General features: G+C 71.5%; 17 protein-coding genes and 1 pseudogene. 3 read left to right on the top strand and 15 right to left on the bottom strand.

Annotation, left to right across the window (positions count from 1 at the left end):
• Nucleotides 1-153 precede the first annotated feature (153 nt).
• From pyk to pta, 3 genes are all read right to left on the bottom strand, one after another.
• Nucleotides 154-1581, bottom strand: a complete 1428-nt coding sequence (pyk, locus tag ABEE00_RS28105; RefSeq protein ID WP_345748498.1) for a pyruvate kinase — start codon at nt 1579-1581, stop codon at nt 154-156.
• A 70-nt stretch (nt 1582-1651) separates the two neighbouring features.
• Complete coding sequence (locus tag ABEE00_RS28100; protein WP_345748497.1) at nt 1652-2914, bottom strand: acetate kinase; 1263 nt, start codon at nt 2912-2914, stop codon at nt 1652-1654.
• 56 nt (nt 2915-2970) lie between these two features.
• On the bottom strand, nt 2971-5151 hold the full coding sequence (pta, locus tag ABEE00_RS28095; RefSeq protein ID WP_345748496.1) for a phosphate acetyltransferase: 2181 nt from the start codon (nt 5149-5151) through the stop codon (nt 2971-2973).
• A 283-nt stretch (nt 5152-5434) separates the two neighbouring features.
• Between pta and ABEE00_RS28090 the strand changes: the two genes are divergently transcribed.
• A complete protein-coding gene (locus tag ABEE00_RS28090) occupies nt 5435-6460 on the top strand; it encodes a 6-phosphofructokinase (RefSeq protein WP_345748495.1) in 1026 nt (341 codons plus the stop codon).
• Between the two features lie 261 nt (nt 6461-6721).
• A complete protein-coding gene (locus ABEE00_RS28085; RefSeq protein WP_345748494.1) occupies nt 6722-7045 on the top strand; it encodes a hypothetical protein in 324 nt (107 codons plus the stop codon).
• Nucleotides 7046-7050: 5 nt separating this feature from the next.
• Here ABEE00_RS28085 and ABEE00_RS28080 read toward each other — a convergent pair whose 3' ends face one another.
• The 7 genes from ABEE00_RS28080 to ABEE00_RS28050 all read right to left on the bottom strand — a co-directional run bounded on the left by ABEE00_RS28080 (nt 7051) and on the right by ABEE00_RS28050 (nt 14901).
• Entirely contained in the window at nt 7051-7776 is a 726-nt protein-coding gene (locus ABEE00_RS28080) for a helix-turn-helix domain-containing protein (protein WP_345748493.1), read from the bottom strand.
• Between the two features lie 152 nt (nt 7777-7928).
• Nucleotides 7929-8765 carry a carbohydrate ABC transporter permease gene (locus tag ABEE00_RS28075; protein ID WP_451918682.1) on the bottom strand — a complete coding sequence of 279 codons (837 nt, stop codon included), beginning with the start codon at nt 8763-8765 and terminating at the stop codon, nt 7929-7931.
• 3 nt (nt 8766-8768) lie between these two features.
• Entirely contained in the window at nt 8769-9692 is a 924-nt protein-coding gene (locus ABEE00_RS28070; protein WP_345748492.1) for a carbohydrate ABC transporter permease, read from the bottom strand.
• Entirely contained in the window at nt 9689-11095 is a 1407-nt protein-coding gene (locus ABEE00_RS28065) for an extracellular solute-binding protein (RefSeq protein WP_345748568.1), read from the bottom strand. The genes ABEE00_RS28070 and ABEE00_RS28065 overlap by 4 nt, the downstream gene beginning before the upstream one ends.
• A gap of 228 nt (nt 11096-11323) precedes the next feature.
• Nucleotides 11324-12370, bottom strand: coding sequence for a chitinase (locus ABEE00_RS28060; RefSeq protein ID WP_345748491.1), 1047 nt, complete (start codon nt 12368-12370; stop codon nt 11324-11326).
• A 117-nt stretch (nt 12371-12487) separates the two neighbouring features.
• The gene (locus ABEE00_RS28055; protein WP_345748490.1) at nt 12488-13180 is read right to left on the bottom strand and encodes a response regulator; all 693 of its coding nucleotides are present in this window, start codon (nt 13178-13180) and stop codon (nt 12488-12490) included.
• Nucleotides 13177-14901, bottom strand: a complete 1725-nt coding sequence (locus ABEE00_RS28050; protein WP_345748489.1) for a sensor histidine kinase — start codon at nt 14899-14901, stop codon at nt 13177-13179. Before ABEE00_RS28050 ends, ABEE00_RS28055 begins: the two co-directional genes overlap by 4 nt.
• Before the next feature lie 178 nt (nt 14902-15079).
• Between ABEE00_RS28050 and ABEE00_RS28045 the strand changes: the two genes are divergently transcribed.
• On the top strand, nt 15080-16459 hold the full coding sequence (locus ABEE00_RS28045; protein WP_345748488.1) for a cation:dicarboxylate symporter family transporter: 1380 nt from the start codon (nt 15080-15082) through the stop codon (nt 16457-16459).
• A gap of 137 nt (nt 16460-16596) precedes the next feature.
• Here the strand turns inward: ABEE00_RS28045 and ABEE00_RS28040 are convergent, their stop codons facing one another.
• From ABEE00_RS28040 to ABEE00_RS28025, 5 genes and pseudogenes are all read right to left on the bottom strand, one after another.
• Complete coding sequence (locus ABEE00_RS28040; RefSeq protein ID WP_345748487.1) at nt 16597-17073, bottom strand: hypothetical protein; 477 nt, start codon at nt 17071-17073, stop codon at nt 16597-16599.
• 150 nt (nt 17074-17223) lie between these two features.
• A complete protein-coding gene (locus ABEE00_RS28035; RefSeq protein WP_345748486.1) occupies nt 17224-18198 on the bottom strand; it encodes a helix-turn-helix domain-containing protein in 975 nt (324 codons plus the stop codon).
• A gap of 96 nt (nt 18199-18294) precedes the next feature.
• Complete coding sequence (locus ABEE00_RS28030; protein ID WP_345748485.1) at nt 18295-18435, bottom strand: hypothetical protein; 141 nt, start codon at nt 18433-18435, stop codon at nt 18295-18297.
• Nucleotides 18436-18590: 155 nt separating this feature from the next.
• Nucleotides 18591-18725: pseudogene (locus ABEE00_RS35895) on the bottom strand (hypothetical protein); the annotation flags it as partial.
• 200 nt (nt 18726-18925) lie between these two features.
• Nucleotides 18926-19459 (bottom strand): 2,4'-dihydroxyacetophenone dioxygenase family protein, encoded by a 534-nt coding sequence (locus tag ABEE00_RS28025; RefSeq protein WP_345748484.1) that lies wholly within the window; start codon nt 19457-19459, stop codon nt 18926-18928.
• Nucleotides 19460-19572: the final 113 nt, after the last annotated feature.

Below are 19572 nucleotides of genomic sequence, written 5' to 3'. Positions count from 1 at the left end.
CGCTCCGGGAGCCGGTACACGGAAGGGCCCGCCCCGCTTCTGCGGGACGGGCCCTTCCGTTCGTCTGTCCGTCCGTGGGACTCCGGCGCGGGTCCTCCGGGCTCCGGCCGCGGCGCGCCCTACCGCGGCCGGCCGGACCCGCTCCTGTGCTGCCTACTGCTGCTCGTTGCCCAGGTGGTGGACCCGCACCATGTTGGTGGTGCCGGGCACGCCGGGGGGCGAACCGGCAGTGATGATCATGGTGTCCCCGCTGTCGTACCGCTGGAGCTTCAGCAGCTCGGCGTCCACCAGGTCCACCATCTCGTCGGTGTGGTCGACGTGCGGCACCACGAAGGTCTCCACGCCCCAGCTCAGGGTGAGCTGGCTGCGGGTGGAGGGGTCGGTGGTGAAGGCGAGGATCGGCTGGGCCGCGCGGTAGCGGGAGAGGCGGCGGGCCGTGTCGCCGGACTTGGTGAAGGCGACCAGCGCCTTGCCGTCCAGGAAGTCCGCCATCTCGCAGGCGGCGCGGGCCACCGAGCCGCCCTGGGTGCGCGGCTTCTTGCCGGGCACCAGCGGCTGGAGGCCCTTGGAGAGCAGCTCGCCCTCGGCGGCCTCGACGATCTTCGACATGGTCTTCACGGTCTCGATCGGGTACTTGCCGACCGAGGACTCGGCGGAGAGCATCACCGCGTCCGCGCCGTCCAGGATGGCGTTGGCGACATCGCTGGCCTCGGCGCGGGTGGGGCGGGAGTTCTCGATCATGGACTCCATCATCTGGGTGGCCACGATCACCGGCTTCGCGTTCCGGCGGCACATCTCCACCAGACGCTTCTGGACCATCGGGACCTTCTCCAGCGGGTACTCCACCGCCAGGTCGCCGCGGGCCACCATGATCGCGTCGAAGGCGTCGACGACCTCCTCCATGTTGGCGACCGCCTGCGGCTTCTCCACCTTGGCGATCACCGGCACGCGGCGGCCGACCTCGTCCATGACGCGGTGCACGTCGCGCACGTCGGCGGCGTCCCGCACGAAGGACAGCGCGACCATGTCGCAGCCCATCCGCAGCGCGAACTTGAGGTCCTCGACGTCCTTCTCGGACAGCGCGGGGACGTTCACGGCCGCGCCGGGCAGGTTGATGCCCTTGTGGTCGGAGATCACTCCGCCCTCGATGACGATGGTCCGCACCCGCGGACCGTCGACCTCGATGACCTGGAGCGCGACGTTGCCGTCGTTGATCAGGATCGGGTCGCCCTTGGTGACGTCACCGGGCAGGCCCTTGTACGTGGTGCCGCAGATGGTCTTGTCGCCGGGGACGTCCTCGGCGGTGATGGTGAACTCCTCACCGCGGACCAGCTCGACGGGGCCCTCGGCGAAGGTCTCCAGGCGGATCTTGGGCCCCTGCAGGTCCGCGAGGACGCCGACCGCGCGGCCTGTCTCCTCGGTGGCCTTGCGGAGCCGGTCGTAACGCTCCTGGTGTTCGGACTGGGACCCGTGGCTCATGTTGAAGCGGGCCACGTTCATGCCGGCCTCGATCAGCGTCTTCAACTGATCGTAGGAGTCGACGGCCGGGCCCAGGGTGCAGACGATTTTGGAACGGCGCATAGGGGCGATCCTATCGGTTTGTTTACGGGCGGAACGAAGCGGGGAGGAGGCCGGACCCGGCCCGCGGGCCTCAGCCGCCGGACCCGGCGGACGGGCCGTCCTCGGCGGCAGTCTGCTGCCCGCCGCCCACCAGGGCAAAGGTCTGCTGTGCGATCTCCAGCTCCTCGTCCGTCGGTACCACGGCCACCGCGACCCGCGCGTACTCCGGGGAGATCAGCCGCGGCTCGTCCCCGCGTACGGCGTTGAGATCACTGTCGACCGCGAGGCCCAGCTCCTCAAGTCCCGCCACCGCGGCCTCGCGCACCGGGGCTGCGTTCTCCCCGACGCCCGCGGTGAAGGCGATCGCGTCCACCCGGCCGAGCACGGCGTAGTAGGCGCCGATGTACTTCTTCAGCCGGTGGATGTAGATGTCGAAGGCGAGCTTCGCCTGCTCGTCGCCCTCGTCGATCCTGCGGCGGATCTCCCGCATGTCGTTCTCGCCGCACAGGCCGTACAGCCCGCTCTTCTTGTTGAGCAGCTCGTCGACCTCGTCCAGCGACATGTTCGCCACCCGGCCCAGGTGGAAGACGACAGCGGGGTCCACGTCGCCGGAGCGGGTGCCCATGACCAGGCCCTCCAGCGGGGTGAGGCCCATCGAGGTGTCCACGCACTCGCCGCCGCGCACCGCGGAGGCCGAGGCGCCGTTGCCCAGGTGCAGCACGATCACGTTCGTCTCGGCCGGGTCCCTGCCCAGCAGCAGCGCCGTCTTGCGCGAGACGTACGCGTGCGAGGTGCCGTGGAAGCCGTACCGGCGCACCCGGTGCTCGTCGGCGGTCTTCACGTCGATCGCGTAGCGGGCCGCGTGCTCCGGCATCGAGGAGTGGAACGCGGTGTCGAAGACCGCGACCTGCGGGACGTCCGGGTTGAGCGCCTGGGCCGTACGGATGCCGGTGAGGTTCGCGGGGTTGTGCAGCGGGGCCACCGGGACCAGCCGCTCGATCTCGGCGAGCACCGCGTCGTCGATCAGCGTCGGCTGGGTGAACATCTTGCCGCCGTGCACCACGCGGTGGCCGATCGCGGCCAGTTCGGGGGAGTCCAGGCCGTACCCGTCCGAGCTCAGCTCCTCGGCGACCGCCTTGAGCGCCTCCTCGTGGTCGGCGATCCGGCCGGTGTGCTCGCGCTCGGCGCCCCCGGTGGCCACCGGGGTGTGCTGGAGCCTGGAGGTCTCCTCGCCGATCCGCTCCACCAGGCCGACGGCCAGCCGTGAGCCGTCGGTCATGTCCATGAGCTGGTACTTGACCGAGGAGGAGCCGGAGTTGAGGACGAGGATGCGGGATGGACGGGTGTCGCTCACGGGTCGTTCTGCCTTCTGACGTGGGGGTGGGGGTATGTGGGGGCGGGGTCGCGGGGTCAGGCGTCGTCGCTGCCGGTGCCGTCGCCCTCGCCGGTACGGGCGCCGGGCGCGGCCGTCTCCGCCGGGGCCTTCCCGCCCTGCGCCTGGATGGCGGTGATCGCCACGGTGTTGACGATGTCCTGGACCAGGGCGCCGCGCGACAGGTCGTTGACCGGCTTGCGCAGGCCCTGGAGCACCGGGCCCACGGCCACCGCGCCCGCCGAGCGCTGCACCGCCTTGTAGGTGTTGTTGCCGGTGTTCAGGTCGGGGAAGACCAGCACCGTGGCCTGCCCGGCGACCTTGGAGTCCGGCAGCTTGGTCCTGGCCACCGAGGGCTCCACCGCGGCGTCGTACTGGATCGGGCCCTCGACCAGCAGATCGGGGCGCCGCTCGCGTACCCGCTCGGTGGCGTCCCGCACCTTGTCGACGCCGGAGCCAGAGCCTGAGGTGCCGGTGGAGTACGACAGCATCGCGATGCGCGGCTCGACGCCGAACTGCGCGGCCGTGGTGGCCGACTGGATCGCGATGTCCGCGAGCTGCTCGGCGTCCGGGTCGGGGTTGACCGCGCAGTCCCCGTACACCAGCACCCTGTCGGCCAGGCACATGAAGAAGACCGAGGAGACGATCGAGGCGTCCGGCTTGGTCTTGATCACCTCGAAGGCCGGGCGGATGGTCGCGGCCGTGGAGTGCACGGCGCCTGACACCATCCCGTCGGCCAGGCCCTCCTGGACCATGAGCGTGCCGAAGTACGAGACGTCCGCGACCACGTCGTAGGCCAGCTCGAAGGTGACGCCCTTGTGGGAGCGCAGCTTGGTGTAGAGCTCCGCGAAGCGGTCGCGCAGCGGCGAGGTGTGCGGGTCCACGGCGCGCGCCGTGGCGTTGCCGCTCTCCGGCACCTCGTCCTCGCCCAGCAGATCGAGGCCGATGCCGAACTCGGCGGCGCGCTTGCGGACCGTGTCCGGGTCGCCGAGCAGGGTCAGGTCGCAGATGTTCCGGCGCAGCAGCACCTCGGCCGCGCGCAGCACCCGCTCCTCGGTGCCCTCGGGCAGCACGATGTGCCGCCGGGCCGTGCGGGACCGCTCCACGAGCTGGTGCTCGAACATCATGGGCGTGACGCGCTCGCTCCTGTTCACCGACAGCAGCCCGGTGAGGCGCGCGGTGTCCACGTGCGTCTCGAACAGGCCGAGCGCGACCTCCGCCTTGCGCGGGGTGGCCGCGGTCAGCTTGCCCTCCAGCGTGAGGAGTTCGGCGGCGGTGGGGAAGGAGCCGGCGGGCACCGAGAGCACCGGGGTGCCGGGCGCGAGGCGTCCGGCCAGCTCCATGGTCCGCTCGCCGGGCGACTCGTCCAGGGTGAGCAGCACGCCGGCTATCGCGGGGGAGCCCGCCGAGTGCGCGGCCAGCGAGCCCACGATGAGGTCGGCCCGGTCCCCCGGGGTGATCACCAGGCAGCCCTCGGTCAGCGCCGGGAGGAAGGTGGGCAGGTGGGCACCGCCGAACACGAAGTCCCGCACGTCGCGCGCCAGCCCCGCGTGGTCGCCGAGCAGCACCTCGGCGCCCAGCGTGTCCTTGACCTGGGAGACCGTGGGGGCCGAGAGCGCGGGCTCCTCGGGGAGTACGTAGACCGGCTCGGGCAGCACCTCGCCGAGGCCGCGCACGGCGTCCAGCGCCTCGTGCCCGGTCACCCGGTTCGCGATCATGGCGACGACCTCGCAGCCCAGCGAGGTGAAGGCGTGGTGCGCGTTGCGTACCTCGGCGACCACGGACTCGGCGCCCTGGTCCTGGCCCGAGACCACGGGCAGCACGGCGGCGCCGAACTCGTTGGCCAGCCGGGCGTTGAAGGAGAGCTCGTTGGGGAGCTGGGTGTCGGCGTAGTCGGTGCCGAGCACGAGCACCGCCTCGTAGTCCTTCGCCACGGCGTGAAAGCGGTCCAGGAGCCGGGCCAGCAGCTCGTCCACGCCCTGCTCGGCCTGGAGCGCCATGGCCTCGTCATAGCTCATGCCGAAGACGGTCCCGGCGGGCTGGGTCAGCCGGTAGCGGCTGCGAAGAAGGTCGTACAGGCGGTCCGGGCCGTCGTGCACCAGCGGCCGGAACACCCCGACCCGGTCCACCTGACGCGTCAACAGCTCCATGACTCCGAGCTCCACGACCTGTCGGCCGTCTCCCCGGCCGATGCCGGTCACGTACACGCTGCGCGTCACGCGTGCTCTCCCTCTCGTCGTGGCGGATCGATGCCTGTGGCCGGTTCCCCCCTGGAATCTGCCGAAAAGCGCCCGTAATGGCCACACCTATACCCTTGACAATACCTGCGCGTCTGGATATGTCGCTCGCCCCCCGCATGACCTCCCGGAACGTCGCTGGTGAGCCCGGGGAGCGGACGGGCAGTGCCGGGTGCGTTCAAGACGTGAAACAATCCCCCCGGTCAGATCGGCTCACCCACACTTGGATCAGCAGGTACCTCACCGAGCAGGAGAAGCGAACCCCATGCGCATCGGAGTCCTCACCGCCGGCGGCGACTGCCCCGGGCTGAATGCTGTGATCCGCTCCGTCGTCCACCGCGCCGTGCACGACCGCGGCGACGAGGTGATCGGCTTCGAGGACGGTTTCAAGGGGCTGCTCGACGGCCGCTACATGCCCCTCGACATCAACTCGGTCTCCGGCATCCTCGCCCGCGGTGGCACCATCCTCGGCTCGGCCCGGCTGGAGCGCGACCGCCTCCAGGCCGCCTGCGACAACTCCGAGGAACTGATCGAGCGCCTCGGCCTGGACGCGCTGATCCCGATCGGCGGCGAGGGCACGCTGACCGCCGCGCGCATGCTGGCGGACGCGGGCCTGCCGGTCGTGGGCGTTCCCAAGACGATCGACAACGACATCTCCGCGACCGACCGCACCTTCGGCTTCGACACCGCGGTCGGCGTCGCCACCGAGGCCATGGACCGCCTCAAGACCACCGCCGAATCGCACCAGCGGGTCATGGTCGTGGAGGTCATGGGCCGGCACGCGGGGTGGATCGCCCTGGAGGCCGGCATGGCCGCCGGCGCGCACGGCATCTGCATCCCGGAGCGCCCCTTCGAGATCAGCGATCTCGTGAAGATGGTCGAGGAACGCTTCGCGCGCGGGAAGAAGTTCGCGATCGTGTGCGTCGCGGAGGGAGCACGCCCGGCCGTGGGCTCGATGGCGTACCAGAAGGGCACCATCGACCAGTACGGGCACGAGCGGTTCGTCGGCATCGGCAACATGCTGGCCACCGAGCTGGAGCACCGGCTCGGCAAGGAGGCGAAGCCGGTCATCCTCGGCCACGTGCAGCGCGGCGGCACCCCCACCGCGTACGACCGCGTGCTGGCCACCCGCTTCGGCTGGCACGCCGTGGAGGCCGCGCACCGCGGCGAGTTCGGGCAGATGACCGCGCTGCGCGGCACCGACATCGTGATGGCGCCGCTGGCCGACGCGGTGACCGTGCTCAAGACCGTGCCGCAGGCGCGGATGGACGAGGCCGAAGCGGTCTTCTGAGCGGCGTACGGGAACGTCCTTCTTCCGTGCCCGCCGCGCCCGTTGGGGCGCGGCGGGCACGCGTCGTTCCGGGCTGCTCAGGTTGTCCTCAGTGGGTCGGTTATCACCCGGTTGTGACGGCTCCGTGACGCTCCGAGTGAAGCGCACCACAAGATCGGTTCTTGGCTTGGTGCGGGCCGCCGCGCCTTGATCTGCTCTCCAGGGAATCCGCACATGCGGGACAGCCGGTGCGAGATGTCGCATGCGAGACGAGGAGACGCAATGTTCAAGGCACGCTGGGCAGTACGGGGCGCCGTCGCGGCAGCGCTGGTCACGGTGGCGGCGACGGTCGGCGGACTGCTGTGGCTGAAGTTCACAGCGGGCGGCGGTTTCGAGACCGGGGACGTCCGCATCATGGGCGACCGCTTCTTCGGCATCCTCACGTACGCGGTGATGGAGAAGCCCGGCGGCGGCCTCGACGTCACCACGGACGTCCAGAGAATCACCCCGCTGATCGTCCTGTTCCTGGCCCTCACCGCCGTCCTCACCGCAGGGCAGGCGATGTACGCCGCGGCGAAGCGCCGTGAGCGGCTCCGGCAGGCCTGACGGGGTCAGGAGTCCCCCTCACCGGTCCCGGCGCGCCGCCAGAAGTGGTCGAGGATGTCCGCGAGGAAGGCGCGGCCCCGTGCCGCGGCCTCCTCGGGGGCCTCGTCGGGGGAGCCCCACACGTGCGAGCCCGCCGTCGCCGACTGGTAGGTGCCGTGCATCTCGTGCAGCACCGCCGACAGTTCGGCGCGGGGCAGCGGCACCAGCTTCGCCACCGGGCGCACGTACGGCTGCCAGCGGCCGGTGACCGCGCTGCGCAGCAGGTCGGCCAGCCGCCCGGCCTCGCCGGTGAGCGCGAGCCGCACGTCGGGCGGCAGGCGCAGGGCCTCGGCCAGCGCTTCGGCCTGGCGGGGCGTGCCGGTCCACTCGCCGGTCGCCTCCGCCCGTTCGTACGCGGCACGGTCGATGCCCGCTGCGAGCGCGGCGTCCTGCACCGCGAGCCCGCGCGCCAGCCGGTGTTCGCGCAGTGTCGAGGGGCTGCCCAGCAGGTCGCCCGGGGCGCACCACAGGGCGCCGGCCAGCGCCGTGAGCTGGCTCTCGTCGGGGGCGCCGACGCCCTGCTCCCAGGCGGCGACGGTCTTCGGCGCGACCCGCAGCCCGTACGCGGCCCACATCCCGTAGGCGACGTGTCCCGGGGTCATGCCCAGCTCCAGGCGCAGCCGCCGTGCGGCCGCCGCGTCGAACGGGCTCGGTGCGGCGGCGTCGCGGCGTGACGGCGGGCGGTGTTGCATCGGCACAGGTTAAGTGGGCCTTGCGGTGAGCCCTACGGTGTGATCCGCCGAACCCGAGGATCGTAGGAAGCTCCATCGGCGTGGGCCTCCGGCGCGCGGCACCGGGTGTCGCCCGGGCCCGTCCCTTCACCGGTCAGCCCTCGGTCACCGCCTCATCCCTTCACCGCGCCGCCGAGGGTGAAACCGCCGCCCAGGCGCCGGGCGATCAGGACGTAGAGGACCAGCACCGGGGTCGAGTAGAGCACCGAGAACGCGGCGAGCTGCCCGTACACCACCGACCCGTAACTGCCGAAGAAGGTGAAGATGCTGACGGACGCGGGCAGTTGGTCGGGGGAGAGCAGGAGCATGAAGGGGACGAAGAAGTTGCCCCACATGATCACGAAGCTGTAGATGGCCACCACCGCGATGCCGGGTCCCATCAGCGGCAGTACCACCCGGGTCAGCGACTGGAAGCGGGACGCGCCGTCCGTCCACGCGGCCTCCTCCAGGATCTCCGGCACCCCGTCCATGAAGTTCTTCATCAGCCAGACGGCGAAGGGGAGTTGGGAGGCGGCGAGGAAAAGGCCGGTCCCGTACATCGTGTCGATCAGGTTGACCTGCACGAACAGCCCGTACACCGGCACCATCACGGCCGTCACCGGCAGGCACGTCGTGAACAGCACGGTCAGCAGGTAGGGGCGGGTGAAGCGGGAGCGGTAGCGGGAGAGCGGGTAGGCGGCCAGCGCGGCGCAGCCGACCGTCAGCAGGGTGGCGCCGCCGCACAGCATCAGGCTGTTGGCCATCGGCGTGAAGGTGATCTCGTCGGTGAGCACCTTGTCGAAGTTGTCCAGGCTGGGGGAGCCGGGCAGCGCGACGCGCAGCGAGGCCTTCGGGTCGACGGACGCCAGCACCAGCCAGATCAGCGGCACCGCGAACGCGGCCGCCACGACGAGCAGTCCGGCGTCCACGGCCAGCCGCTCGCGGGTACGGCGCGGGAGCAGAGTGGCCACGGCTCAGACCTCCTCGCGCAGCAGCCGCAGATACAGCACCGAGAACAGCGCGCCGACCAGCAGCAGGAGCAGCGCCACCGCCGTCCCGTAGCCGATCAGGGACTTGTTGAAGGCCTGGTCGTACATGAACACCGGCAGGGTCTGGCTGCGGTTGCCCGGACCGCCGCGGGTCATGGCCCAGATGAGGCCGAACACCGAGAGCGTCTGCAGGGTGTTGAGCATCAGGTTGGTGCCGATGGAGCGGCGGATCATGGGCAGCGTGACGTGCCACATGCGCTGCCACCGGCTCGCCCCGTCCATCTCCGCCGACTCGGTCACCTCGCGCGGCACCCCGGACAGCGCCGCGGAGTACACCAGCATCGAGAACGCGGTGCCGCGCCAGACGTTGGCGAAGGAGACGGCCAGGATGGGGAGCGTGAACAGCCAGTTCTGGGTGGGCAGATGGAGCCACTCCAGCACGGCGTTCAGGGTGCCCTGCTTGTTGAAGAAGATGTAGAGCAGGAAGCCCGCCACGATCTCGGGCAGCACCCACGCGCAGATCACCACGGCCCCGGTGACCGTGCGCACCGCCCGCGAGGCGCGCTGCATCATCGCCGCGAGCGCGAGGCCCAGGGTGTTCTGCCCCAGCAGCGAGGAGACCACGGTGAACACCAGGGTCAGCACCACCGCGTTGCGGAAGGCCGGATCGCCGAAGGCCCGGGTGAAGTTGGCGAAGCCGACGAAGGACGGCGAGGCCTGGCCCGTCAGCCGCAGGTCGGTGAAGGCGATGTAGGCGCAGTAGCCGATGGGCCCGAGCAGGAAGAGCAGCAGCAGGGCCGTGGCCGGCGCGACCGGCAGCCACCGCGCGGGGTTCCGGCGCCGTCGCTCGGGACGCGGCGTCGCCTGCGCCTCCGGAGCGGCGGGCTCGGTGATCTGTGCGGCGCTCACTTCTCGACGACCGCCCCGCTGGTGATCGAACCGAGCTGCTCGTCGTACGTCTTGGCCGCCCCCGACACCGAGGCGTCGCCTGTGGTCACGCCCTCCATGGCCTCGGTGATCGCGGTGGAGACCTGCGGGTAGACGGGCAGCGCGGGCCGGTAGTTGCTGTGCTTCACGCGGGCGGTGAAGAAGTTCACGCCGGGCATCGAGCTCTTGTAGCGCGGGTCGGCCGCCACGTCCTTGCGCACCGCGATCTGGGCGTTGCTGACGCAGAACTCCACCGCGTTCTTCCTGGTCTGCAGCGACTTGATCAACTGCCAGGCCAGGTCGGGCTTCTGCGACTTGGCGGAGATCGCCCAGGTCCAGCCGCCGGACATGCTGACCTCGCCGGGTGCCTGGCCGTGCTGGGTGGGCATTTTGGCCAGGCCCATGGTCTTCTCCCAGCCGGGCCACGGGCTGCCGCCCGACTTGATCCACTGCTGGCCCAGCCAGGAGCCGTCCAGGTCGATGGCGAGCTTCTCCTTGGGGAGCATCTCGGTGACGACCCGGGTCTGGATGGTGGGGCTGAGCGCCTGGCTCACGTCGGGGCCGAGCTTCTCCCCGTACACCTTCCGTACGAAGTCCAGGCTGTCGCGGAAGCCCTTGCTGCCGGTGACCCACTTCTTGGCCCCCGGGTCGTAGAGCGGGTCCTCGCCGGTGCCGTAGAGCAGCATCTCGAAGCCCTGCATCGCGGCGGCCTCACCGGCCGACTTGCCGGTGAAGACGTTGAGCGGGGTCACGCCCGGGACCTTCTTCTTGATGGTGCGGGCCGCGTCCAGGACCTCGTTCCAGTCCTTCGGCTGCCAGTCCTGGGGGAGCCCGGCCTTCTTGAAGATCTTCTTGTTGAACCAGAGCCCGCGGGTGTCCGTGCCGTCCGGCACCCCGTACGTCTTCCCGTCGGCGGCCCGTGCCGCGGCCTTCGCCGTGGGCTCGAACTGGCCCCACTCCCTCCACTTCGACAGATAGCCGTCGAGGGGGCGCAGATAGCCGCTCTTGATGTCGGAGTTGATGAGGAAGGTGTCCTCGTAGACCACGTCCGGAGTGGTGCGCGGGGAGCGCATCATCTGCTGAAGCTTGGTGTAGTAGTCCTGCGGGGACGCCTGGATCGGGACCAGTTCGACCTTCTTGCCCTTGTGCGTCTTCTCGAACTCCTCCGCCACCTTCTTGACGAAGTCGTCCCGCACCGTCACATCGGCGTTGGTGTCCTTGTTGAAGGCGATCTTGACGGTGTCCTTGTCGCCGCCGCTGCCCCCGCCGCAGCCGCTTAGCGCGGCGGCGGCGAGCGCCCCGGCGAGCGCGAGGGCCAGGGGCGTTGCGGTGCGACGCGTGGGGACGGTGCGGCGGGTGCTGCGGCGAGCGGAACGGCGGTGCATGGTGCGGGAGCGGGAGCGCACTGGCATGACCTCCTCGGCCACGGCCGCCCGGCCCGCGTGCCTGCCGCGCACGGGCCGCCGGCACGTGGAGCTGCGGCGTGACCGTACGGTGGCCCGACCGTGAGCCCGTGGTCAATGGCCGTGCAGCGCCGCAGGCAGGCAACGTGACAACGTTGTTATGCATACGCCCGCGGCGCCGCAAACCCCTGACGGCCTCCCTGTCGGCGGCTAACTCCCGTATCCGGCAAGCAGCTTGGAGAACTCCCACTCCTGCTGCTCGATCCCGCTGCACGAGTCGCCCGGGCTGCCGCCGCCCGCGCAGGAGCGGTCCCGGTTGACCGCCCAGAAGCTGACCCTGGCCAGCTTCTTCTCCTTCGCGTAGGCGAGCATCTCCTGGAAATCGTCCGGAGTGATCTTCTCGCCCTGCTGGTCCGTCATCCCGTTCATGGACGAGAAGCCGGACTTGGCGTACGCGGCGTCCGTGCCGATCCCGTACGCGGCGGCGACCTGCTTCGCCAGCCCGTCCACGGCGCCCTTGGTCGCGGCCACCATGTCGGTCGTGCCGTCGCCGTAGTCGAAGGGCATGACGGTCCAGCCGTCCACGTCGAGCCCGGCCTTGGCGCCCTTCGCGATGAGGTCCTTGCCGTTCTCGTTGGGGCCCTTGGGCGTGGTGCCGAAGGTCAGATAGACCTTGAGGTCCTTGTCCTTCTCCTTGACGATCTTGAGCGCGTCCACGACCCGCTGGCGCACCTGCGCGTTCTCCACCTCGGTCGACTCGATGTCCACGTCGAGGGACTTGAGCCCGTACGCGTCGATCACCTTCTGGTAGGCGCCGGCCAGGTCCTGCGCGCTGGAGCACGCCTCGCCGAGCTTGTCGCCGGACCAGCCGCCGACCGAGGGCGTGATGTCACCGCCCGCCTGCTGCACGGCCTTGATGGTCTTCTCGTCCTCGCCGCCCTTGAGGGGGCGCTGGGCGTCCCACGCAGGGTCGCAGCCGCCCTTGGCCAGGATGAACGCCATGGTGAGCTGCTTGGTGCCGGTCTTCTTCATGAAGTCGGCCGCGTCCGGCGGGTTGCCCCAGCCGAGGTAGAGGTACGGGCCCTGCTGCCCGCTCGGAGCCGAGGCGCTGTCCTCGGGTGTGGCCTGTGCGGTGACGGCGAAGGCCCCTGCCGCGGTGAGCGCGGCGGCCACGGCCGCGGCGCCGGCGGCGCGTCTCCGTCTGCGGCCGGCCTCGCTGTTCCGGGCACGGTGGGTGTGGGGGGTACGAGAGCGCACGGCTTCTCCCATCCAACTGGGGTGGTTGGTGCGTCGGATGGTGCGGCACGCTAGCGGGACGGATTGGTCCAGACAATAGGAGCGGCACGCCGGGATGCGTACGGGGGCGCAGACCGCTCAGAACTGCCAGCGGTAGCAGAACTCCGGCCGCCCCACCTGCCCGTACTGCGGCCGCCGTTCGGCGCGGGCCGCCGTCACCAGGTGCTCCAGATAGCGGCGCGCGGTGATGCGGTTGACCCCGAGTTCGGCCGCCGCGGCGCTCGCGGTCAGCCCCTCCTGGCCGGCCTCGCGCAGCGCGGTGACCACCCGCTCCAGGGTGGGCGCGCTCAACCCCTTCGGCAGCGACGGGCGTTGCGGGGTGCGCAGCGCGGAGAGCGCGCGGTCCACCTCGGCCTGGCTGGTGACCGTCGCGGTGCCGTCCGCCGTGCTGTTGCGGAACTCCGCGTACTGGAGCAGCCGGTCGCGGAGCGTCGCGAAGGTGAACGGCTTCAGCACGTGCTGCACCACGCCCAGCGCCACGCCCTCGCGCACCACGGCGATGTCGCGGGCCGAGGTCACCGCGAACACGTCCGTGGTGCGGCCCGCGCCGCGCAGTGAGCGGAGCAGCGAGAGCCCGTGCCCGTCGGGGAGATACAGGTCGAGCAGGATCAGGTCGACGGGGGTGCGGTCGAGGGCGCGTACGGCCTCGGCGCGGGAGCGCGCGACGCCCGCCACGGCGAATCCGGGCACCCGGGCCACGTACTGCGCGTGCGCGTCGGCCGCCACCCGGTCGTCCTCCACGACCAGGACCTGGATGGGTTCGGTGCTCACGCGGGGTCCTCCGTACGTCGTCCGTCCGGCACTCCCGCCGCCGGCTCCGGCAGCGGCAGCCGCACGGTGAACTCGGCGCCGCCGCCCGGCGCTCCGGTCACCTCGGCCGAGCCCCCGTGCCGGTACGCGGTCTGCCGTACGAGGGCCAGGCCGAGCCCCCGCGGGCCGCCCGTGCGCTGCCCGTCCCTCGACGGCTGGGCCGGCCCGTCGGGCGACGGCTTGGTCGACCAGCCGCGCTCGAAGATCTCCTCGGTGGCGTGCGCGGGCACCCCAGGACCGTTGTCCGCGACCCGCAGCAGCAGCCGGCCGTCCTCGGCCCGCACCGTGACGTCCACCGCCGGATGCGCGGGACCGCGCGCGGCCGAGGCGGCGTCCACCGCGTTGTCGATCAGGTTGCCCAGCACCGTCACCAGTTCGCGCGGGGGCAGGGCCTGCGCGGTCTGGCCCGCGTCCTCGTCGTGCCATTCGCTGTCCGGGGTCACCGTCAGCTCGACCCCGCGCTCGGCGGCCTGCGCGGCCTTGCCCAGCAGCAGCGCGGCCAGCACCGGTTCGCCGACCGCGGTCACCACGCGGTCGGTCAGCTCCTGCGCGAGCTCCAGTTCCTCGGTGGCGAAGTCCACCGCCTCCTCCGTGCGCCCGAGTTCGATCAGCGAGACGACCGTGTGCAGCCGGTTCGCCGCCTCGTGCGCCTGCGAGCGCAGGGCCTCGGCGAACCCGCGCACCGAGTCCAGCTCGCCGGTCAGCGACTGGAGTTCGGTGTGGTCCCGCAGCGTCACCACCGTGCCACGGCGCTCGCCGCCCGAGACCGGCGAGGTGTTCACCACCAGCACCCGCGTCGCCGCGAGGTGCACCTCGTCCACCCGCTGCTCCTGCGCCGTGAGCGCCCGGCACAGCGAGGCGGGCAGGCCCAGGGAGTCCACGGGGGCGCCGACCACGTCGCCGGTGAGGCCGAGGAGGTCGCGCGCGGCGTCGTTGAGCAGCGCCACCCTGCGCTCGCCGTCCAGCATCAGCAGGCCCTCGCGGACCGCGTGCAGCGCGGCCTGGTGGTAGTCGTGCATGCGGCTCAGCTCGGCCGCGTTCATGCCGTGGGTGCTGCGCCGCAGCCGCGCGTTGACCACGTACGTGCCGAGGCCGCCCAGTGCCAGCGCGCCGCCCGCGACGCCGAGCAGCGGCAGAAGCTGTCCGCGCAGCTTCTCGCTGATGGTGTCCACCGTGATGCCCGCGCTGACGAGTCCGACGATGCGGCCGCCGTCGCGGATCGGGGTGACCACGCGCACCGAGGGGCCGAGCGTGCCGGTGTAGGTCTCGGCGAACGTCCGCCCCTTCAGGGCAGGCCCCGTGTGCCCGGCGAAGCGGCCGCCGATCTGCTTCCTGTCCGGGTGGGTCCAGCGCACGCCGTGGGTGTCCATGATCGTGACGAAGGTGACGCCGGTGTCCTTGCGCACCTGTTCCGCGTACGGCTGGAGACGTACGGTCGGACGGCGTTCCTCGCGTATCGCCTCGCGCACCGAGGGCGAGTCGGCGATCGCGCGGGCGCAGGCCGAGGCCCGGTGGGTGGCCGACTCGCGTGCCTGGATGCGGTCCGTTACGTAAGCGAACGCCGCACAGCAGGAGACCACCAGCGCGACGAGCACCACCTGCATGGCGAACAGCTGGCCCGCGAGGCTGCGGGGCCTGCGGGGGCGCCGTATGCGGCGAGGTGAACGGGAGTCGGCGCGCATTCGGACAGTTTGCACGTGAAGTTTCCGTGCACGTAATGCACGAAAGCGTGACCTGGGTCACCTGGCGTTGCATAGTCGCCGGGACTCGCGGCGGGGTGGCCGCGCGGCCGTACGGACGCGCGGCAGGGGCGGCACTCCGGCGGGTCGGAGCCGCAACACCCACTGACGAGGAGCCGATGTGTCGGAGCAGACACAGCCGGCGGCCGGACAGGCCGCCGCGCCCGCGAGGAAGAAAAGGGACCGCACCCACTACCTCTACATCGCGGTCATCGCCGCGGCGATCCTCGGCATTGTGCTGGGCCTCGCCGCGCCGGACTTCGCGAAACAGCTGAAACCGGTCGGCGAGGGCTTCGTCAACCTGATCAAGATGATGATCTCGCCGATCATCTTCTGCACCATCGTGCTGGGCATCGGCTCGGTGCGGAAGGCCGCCAAGGTCGGCGCGGTCGGCGGCCTGGCGCTGGGCTACTTCATGGTGATGTCCACCGTCGCGCTGGGCATCGGCCTGGTCGTCGGCAACATCCTGGAGCCGGGCCACGGCATGCACCTCAGCGACTCCGCGCGGGAGGCGGGCGCAGCCGAGGCCAAGGGCGGCGGAAGCACCCTCGACTTCGTGATGGGGATCATCCCGAAGACCCTGGTGTCCGCCTTCACCTCGCAGGAGGTGCTGCAGACACTGCTGGTGGCGCTGCTCATCGGCTTCGCGCTGCAGGCCATGGGCAAGGCGGGCGAGCCGGTGCTGCGCGGGATCGGGCACATACAGAAGCTGGTCTTCCGCGTGCTGGGCATGATCATGTGGGTCGCGCCCGTCGGCGCGTTCGGCGCGATGGCCGCCGTGGTCGGCGAGACCGGCATCGCGGCGCTGAAGTCGCTGGCCGTCATCATGATCGGCTTCTATGTGACCTGCCTGCTGTTCGTGGTGGTGGTGCTGGGCGCGCTGCTGCGGATCTTCGCGGGCGTCAACATCTTCCTGCTGCTCAAGTATCTGGGCCGGGAGTTCCTGCTGATCCTCTCCACCTCTTCCTCGGAGTCCGCGCTGCCGCGGCTCATCGCGAAGATGGAGCACCTGGGCGTGAGCCGTCCGGTCGTGGGCATCACGGTGCCGACCGGCTACTCCTTCAACCTGGACGGCACGGCCATCTACCTCACGATGGCCTCGCTGTTCGTCGCCGAGGCGATGGGCGAGCCGCTCGCGCTGGGCCAGCAGATCTCGCTGCTGGTCTTCATGGTCATCGCCTCCAAGGGCGCGGCGGGCGTCACCGGCGCGGGCCTGGCCACCCTCGCGGGCGGGCTCCAGTCGCACCGCCCCGAGCTGGTCGACGGCGTGGGCCTGATCGTCGGCATCGACCGCTTCATGAGCGAGGCACGCGCGCTGACCAACTTCGCCGGCAACGCGGTCGCCACGGTCCTGATCGGCACCTGGACGAAGGAGGTCGACACGGAGAGGGTCGACCAGGTACTCCGGGGCCAACTCCCCTTCGACGAGGCGACGATGTCGGAGTCGGAGGAGGAGCCGTCCGAGCAGGAGGCCGCAGAGCCGGAACCTGCGAAGGTCTGACCCGCATATAAAGCTGTGGGCAGTCGTTCCGCAGGGGCGGAACGGGTGGGCACAGCGGACCGGCGCCCCGGGCACCCGCGTCACCACACGGTGAACGGGGCCCGGGGCGCAGCCCCGTTCAGATCAAGCGTGCGGGCTCACGTCCGCGTAGAGCCCTCAGGCCACACTCGCCGCACCCGCACCTCCTGCCGCTCCGCGTGCGCGACCACGTCCGCCGCGCCCCCGTAGGCCCGCGCGGGCCGCCCGTCCCACACCGCGAGGAGCTCGTCCACGAGCCCCACGAGGTTCTCGTTGGCGAGCATGTCCGCCGTCGGGTTGGACTCCGAGAGCCCGGTGTCGTACACCTTCACCGCCTGGCCCAACAGCCGGTCGTACGTGGGCACATGGTGGTCGGGAAGCGCTTCGCGATAGGTCCGCGAGGGGACGACCGCCTCGATCTTCCCGCCGTGCTCCAGCACCGCCTCGGCGAACCAGGTGTCCGGCCCCTCCGCCAGACAGCTCACTCCGGTCAGCTTCCCGGGCTCGTACTCCCGCACCAGCTCGGCCAGCGCCTCCCGCACCAACTGCTCTGTCTTCTCCGGCAGTCCGCGGTGCCCGGTGATCCCCAGCCGCATGAGGCTTCTCCTCCTCGCTCGATGTTCGCAGGTCCACGCTACGTGCCGGAGGGCCGTCGTGGGGGAGCGCGGGCAAGCCCGTACGACCCGTTGCGAAGTGCGCTCCGCCGGGCGCCGTGCCGGCGCGTCCCCCACCGTGCCCCTGACGCGCTACGGCGTGCGTACCTCGCCGGGCGTGCGGCCGAACCTCTCGCGGAAGCTGCGCGTGAAATGCGCGTGCGTCGCGAAGCCCCAGCGGTGCGCGAGCGCCGCGACGGTGCCGAACCCGCCGCGCGCTGCGGACAGTTCGCGGTACGCCTCGTCCAGCCGCCGGTGCAGGATGTGCCGCCCCGGCGTACTGCCCGAGGCCGCGAACAGCCGCCCGAGGTGCCGCTCGGAGACCCCGGCGGCCGCCGCGACCCGCGGCACCGAGAGCCCGGGGTCGCCCAAGTGCCGCTCGACATAGGCGTACGCGGCCGCCAGCGGGGGAGGCGCGGCCGGGCCGCCCGAGCGCGAGGTGACCAGCGTGCGCAGCAGGTCGAGCACGACGCCGTCGGTGCCGGGTTCCGCCCCGCCCCCGGCGACCCGCTCCAGCGCGCCGCGCAGCGCGTCCAGCACGGCCCCTTCGCCCGCGCCGGACCCCGTACCCGGCCTCGTACCCGGCCCCGTACCGCCGCCGCGGAAGCGCAGCGGCTCCGGGACCTCCGCCGCGCACCGCTCGCGGAAGAGCGCGGCCGGCACGTCGACCAGCAACTGCCGCATGGCGGAGGCGAATCCGAAGAGGTACGGGCCCCGGGTGTCGTACAGCGCCAGGTCGCCGGCGCCCAGCGTCAGGCAGCCGCTCCCGTGGTAGAAGACCGCCTCGCCGCTCAGCACCAGCGAGGCGAAGACGGAGTCCTTGGGCAGCCGCCGGCAGATGCCCGGCGTGCGCTCGATGACGTGCTCGTTGCCCCGGATGTCCGCCAGCCGCAGCGCGCCGAAGCGGAGGTTGGTCTGCCGCGCGCTCAGCCCGCCGTCCGCGTACGGGGAGCAGGCGAGGCCCACCAGGGCGCGGCGGTTGTGCTCCTCCCAGAAGTCCACGCGCTCGCCCGGCGGCACGGCGTCGGTGGACACCCGGGAGAGCACCTGCACGGCGTGCGCGGTCATCGCGGCCTCCTCGGCGGCGGCCCGGACGGCTACGCGGCGAGGGTAATCCGCGCGGCCGCGCCCCTCAATGGGCGGCGCACCCGCCCCTCCCGCTCCTCAACCTCCCGGCGCCACCAGCAGCCTGAGGTGCCCGCCCTCCGGCTCCGCCGCGAACCCGCGTTCCACCACCTCCTCCAGCGGGAGCACCGCGCTGACGATCCGGGCGAGGTCCACGCCCTCCTCGGCGACGAGGCGCACGAGTTCCGGATAGGTGTCGGCCCACGGGCCCCAGCCCGAGGACGGCGAGCGAGTCGCCGGGGCCGGCCGGCGCCCGACCGCCGCAGCGCGTGCAGCGCCACCGAGGCCGGCTCGAAGAGCGCGGCCTGCTCCAGCGGTACGCCGTCGGGAAGCGGGTGCGCCATGTACGCGGGCACCGTCGCGTACTCCGCGAGCCCGCCGTCGCCCATCAGCCCCGCGAAGCCGGACCGCGCGCACAGGTTGTACTCGCCCGCGCCGCACCGCGCGGCCCGTCTCCCACGGACCGCGATCCCTCGTACTCAACCGGCGTCCGCCCACAGCCCGGAGCAAGGGCCGGCCGGAGGCGCGGAGCGTCGTAGGGCGGCCCGTGACTCACGAGGCGGGCGCAACCACCCGCATCCCGCCGCGGCGGGAAGCGACCACACACGCAACCGACCGGCGGTCACAGCGCGAACAGCGAACAGCGCGCCAACCGCCCACGGCAACCCGCTCACCGGAACAGCGCGTCGATCTTGTCCGCGCCCAGCCCCACCGCCGCGTAGTGCTCGCGGCACAGCGCGATGTAGTCGTGCACGTCGAAGTGCCCGACGCTGGCGCCGTCCTCGTCGAGCCAGATCAGCGGGCCCTTGACGAGGAACAGGGTCCGCATCGGCTCCCCGCTGTCGTACGCCACGAGCGTGTGGCCCTCGCCCGGTGACTCGTACACGAAGTCGCCGGCCGAGGCGGTCCACGGGCGTTCGAGATAGCCCCATTTCCCGGAGAGCGTGTAGGCGAACACCTCGTGCGGGTGGTAATGCCGGTTGACCAGTCCGGCCTCCTTGGCGCGCAGGATGTCGCACCAGGAGTTGTCCTTCACATTGATCCACAGCGGCCGCGACCCCACGGTGGGGGAGAACGGCGCGTAGTAGCGGTCGTCCTCGGTCGCCGCGTCCGGCAGATACACCTCGGGAAGCGCGTCCGGCTTAAAGGAGTTCGTGATCGGTTTCAGGTCCCGCCAGAACTCCGTGCCCGGCTCCTCCGGCATGGCACGGCCCTCCTCCCGGCCTCACGGCCCTCGGCTGCGTACGTCGTCACCGAGTAGAGCGCGCCGGGAGGGCCCGCGGCTTTCCCGTACAGGACACAGCCGTTGCCCGTTCC

It is taken from the genome of Streptomyces odontomachicola, from assembly GCF_039605595.1.
Lineage (GTDB): Bacteria > Actinomycetota > Actinomycetes > Streptomycetales > Streptomycetaceae > Streptomyces.
Note: the sequence above shows the minus strand (reverse complement) of the source record. Positions and strands in the feature narration are given on the sequence as shown.

Coding starts and splice junctions, on each gene's coding strand:
- pyk (WP_345748498.1), bottom strand. CDS start 1,581: ATGCGCCGTTCCAAAATCGTCTGCACCCTGGGCCCGGCCGTCGACTCC.
- ABEE00_RS28090 (WP_345748495.1), top strand. CDS start 5,435: ATGCGCATCGGAGTCCTCACCGCCGGCGGCGACTGCCCCGGGCTGAAT.
- ABEE00_RS28085 (WP_345748494.1), top strand. CDS start 6,722: ATGTTCAAGGCACGCTGGGCAGTACGGGGCGCCGTCGCGGCAGCGCTG.
- ABEE00_RS28080 (WP_345748493.1), bottom strand. CDS start 7,776: ATGCAACACCGCCCGCCGTCACGCCGCGACGCCGCCGCACCGAGCCCG.
- ABEE00_RS28065 (WP_345748568.1), bottom strand. CDS start 11,095: ATGCACCGCCGTTCCGCTCGCCGCAGCACCCGCCGCACCGTCCCCACG.
- ABEE00_RS28050 (WP_345748489.1), bottom strand. CDS start 14,901: ATGCGCGCCGACTCCCGTTCACCTCGCCGCATACGGCGCCCCCGCAGG.
- ABEE00_RS28040 (WP_345748487.1), bottom strand. CDS start 17,073: ATGCGGCTGGGGATCACCGGGCACCGCGGACTGCCGGAGAAGACAGAG.
- ABEE00_RS28035 (WP_345748486.1), bottom strand. CDS start 18,198: ATGACCGCGCACGCCGTGCAGGTGCTCTCCCGGGTGTCCACCGACGCC.
- ABEE00_RS28025 (WP_345748484.1), bottom strand. CDS start 19,459: ATGCCGGAGGAGCCGGGCACGGAGTTCTGGCGGGACCTGAAACCGATC.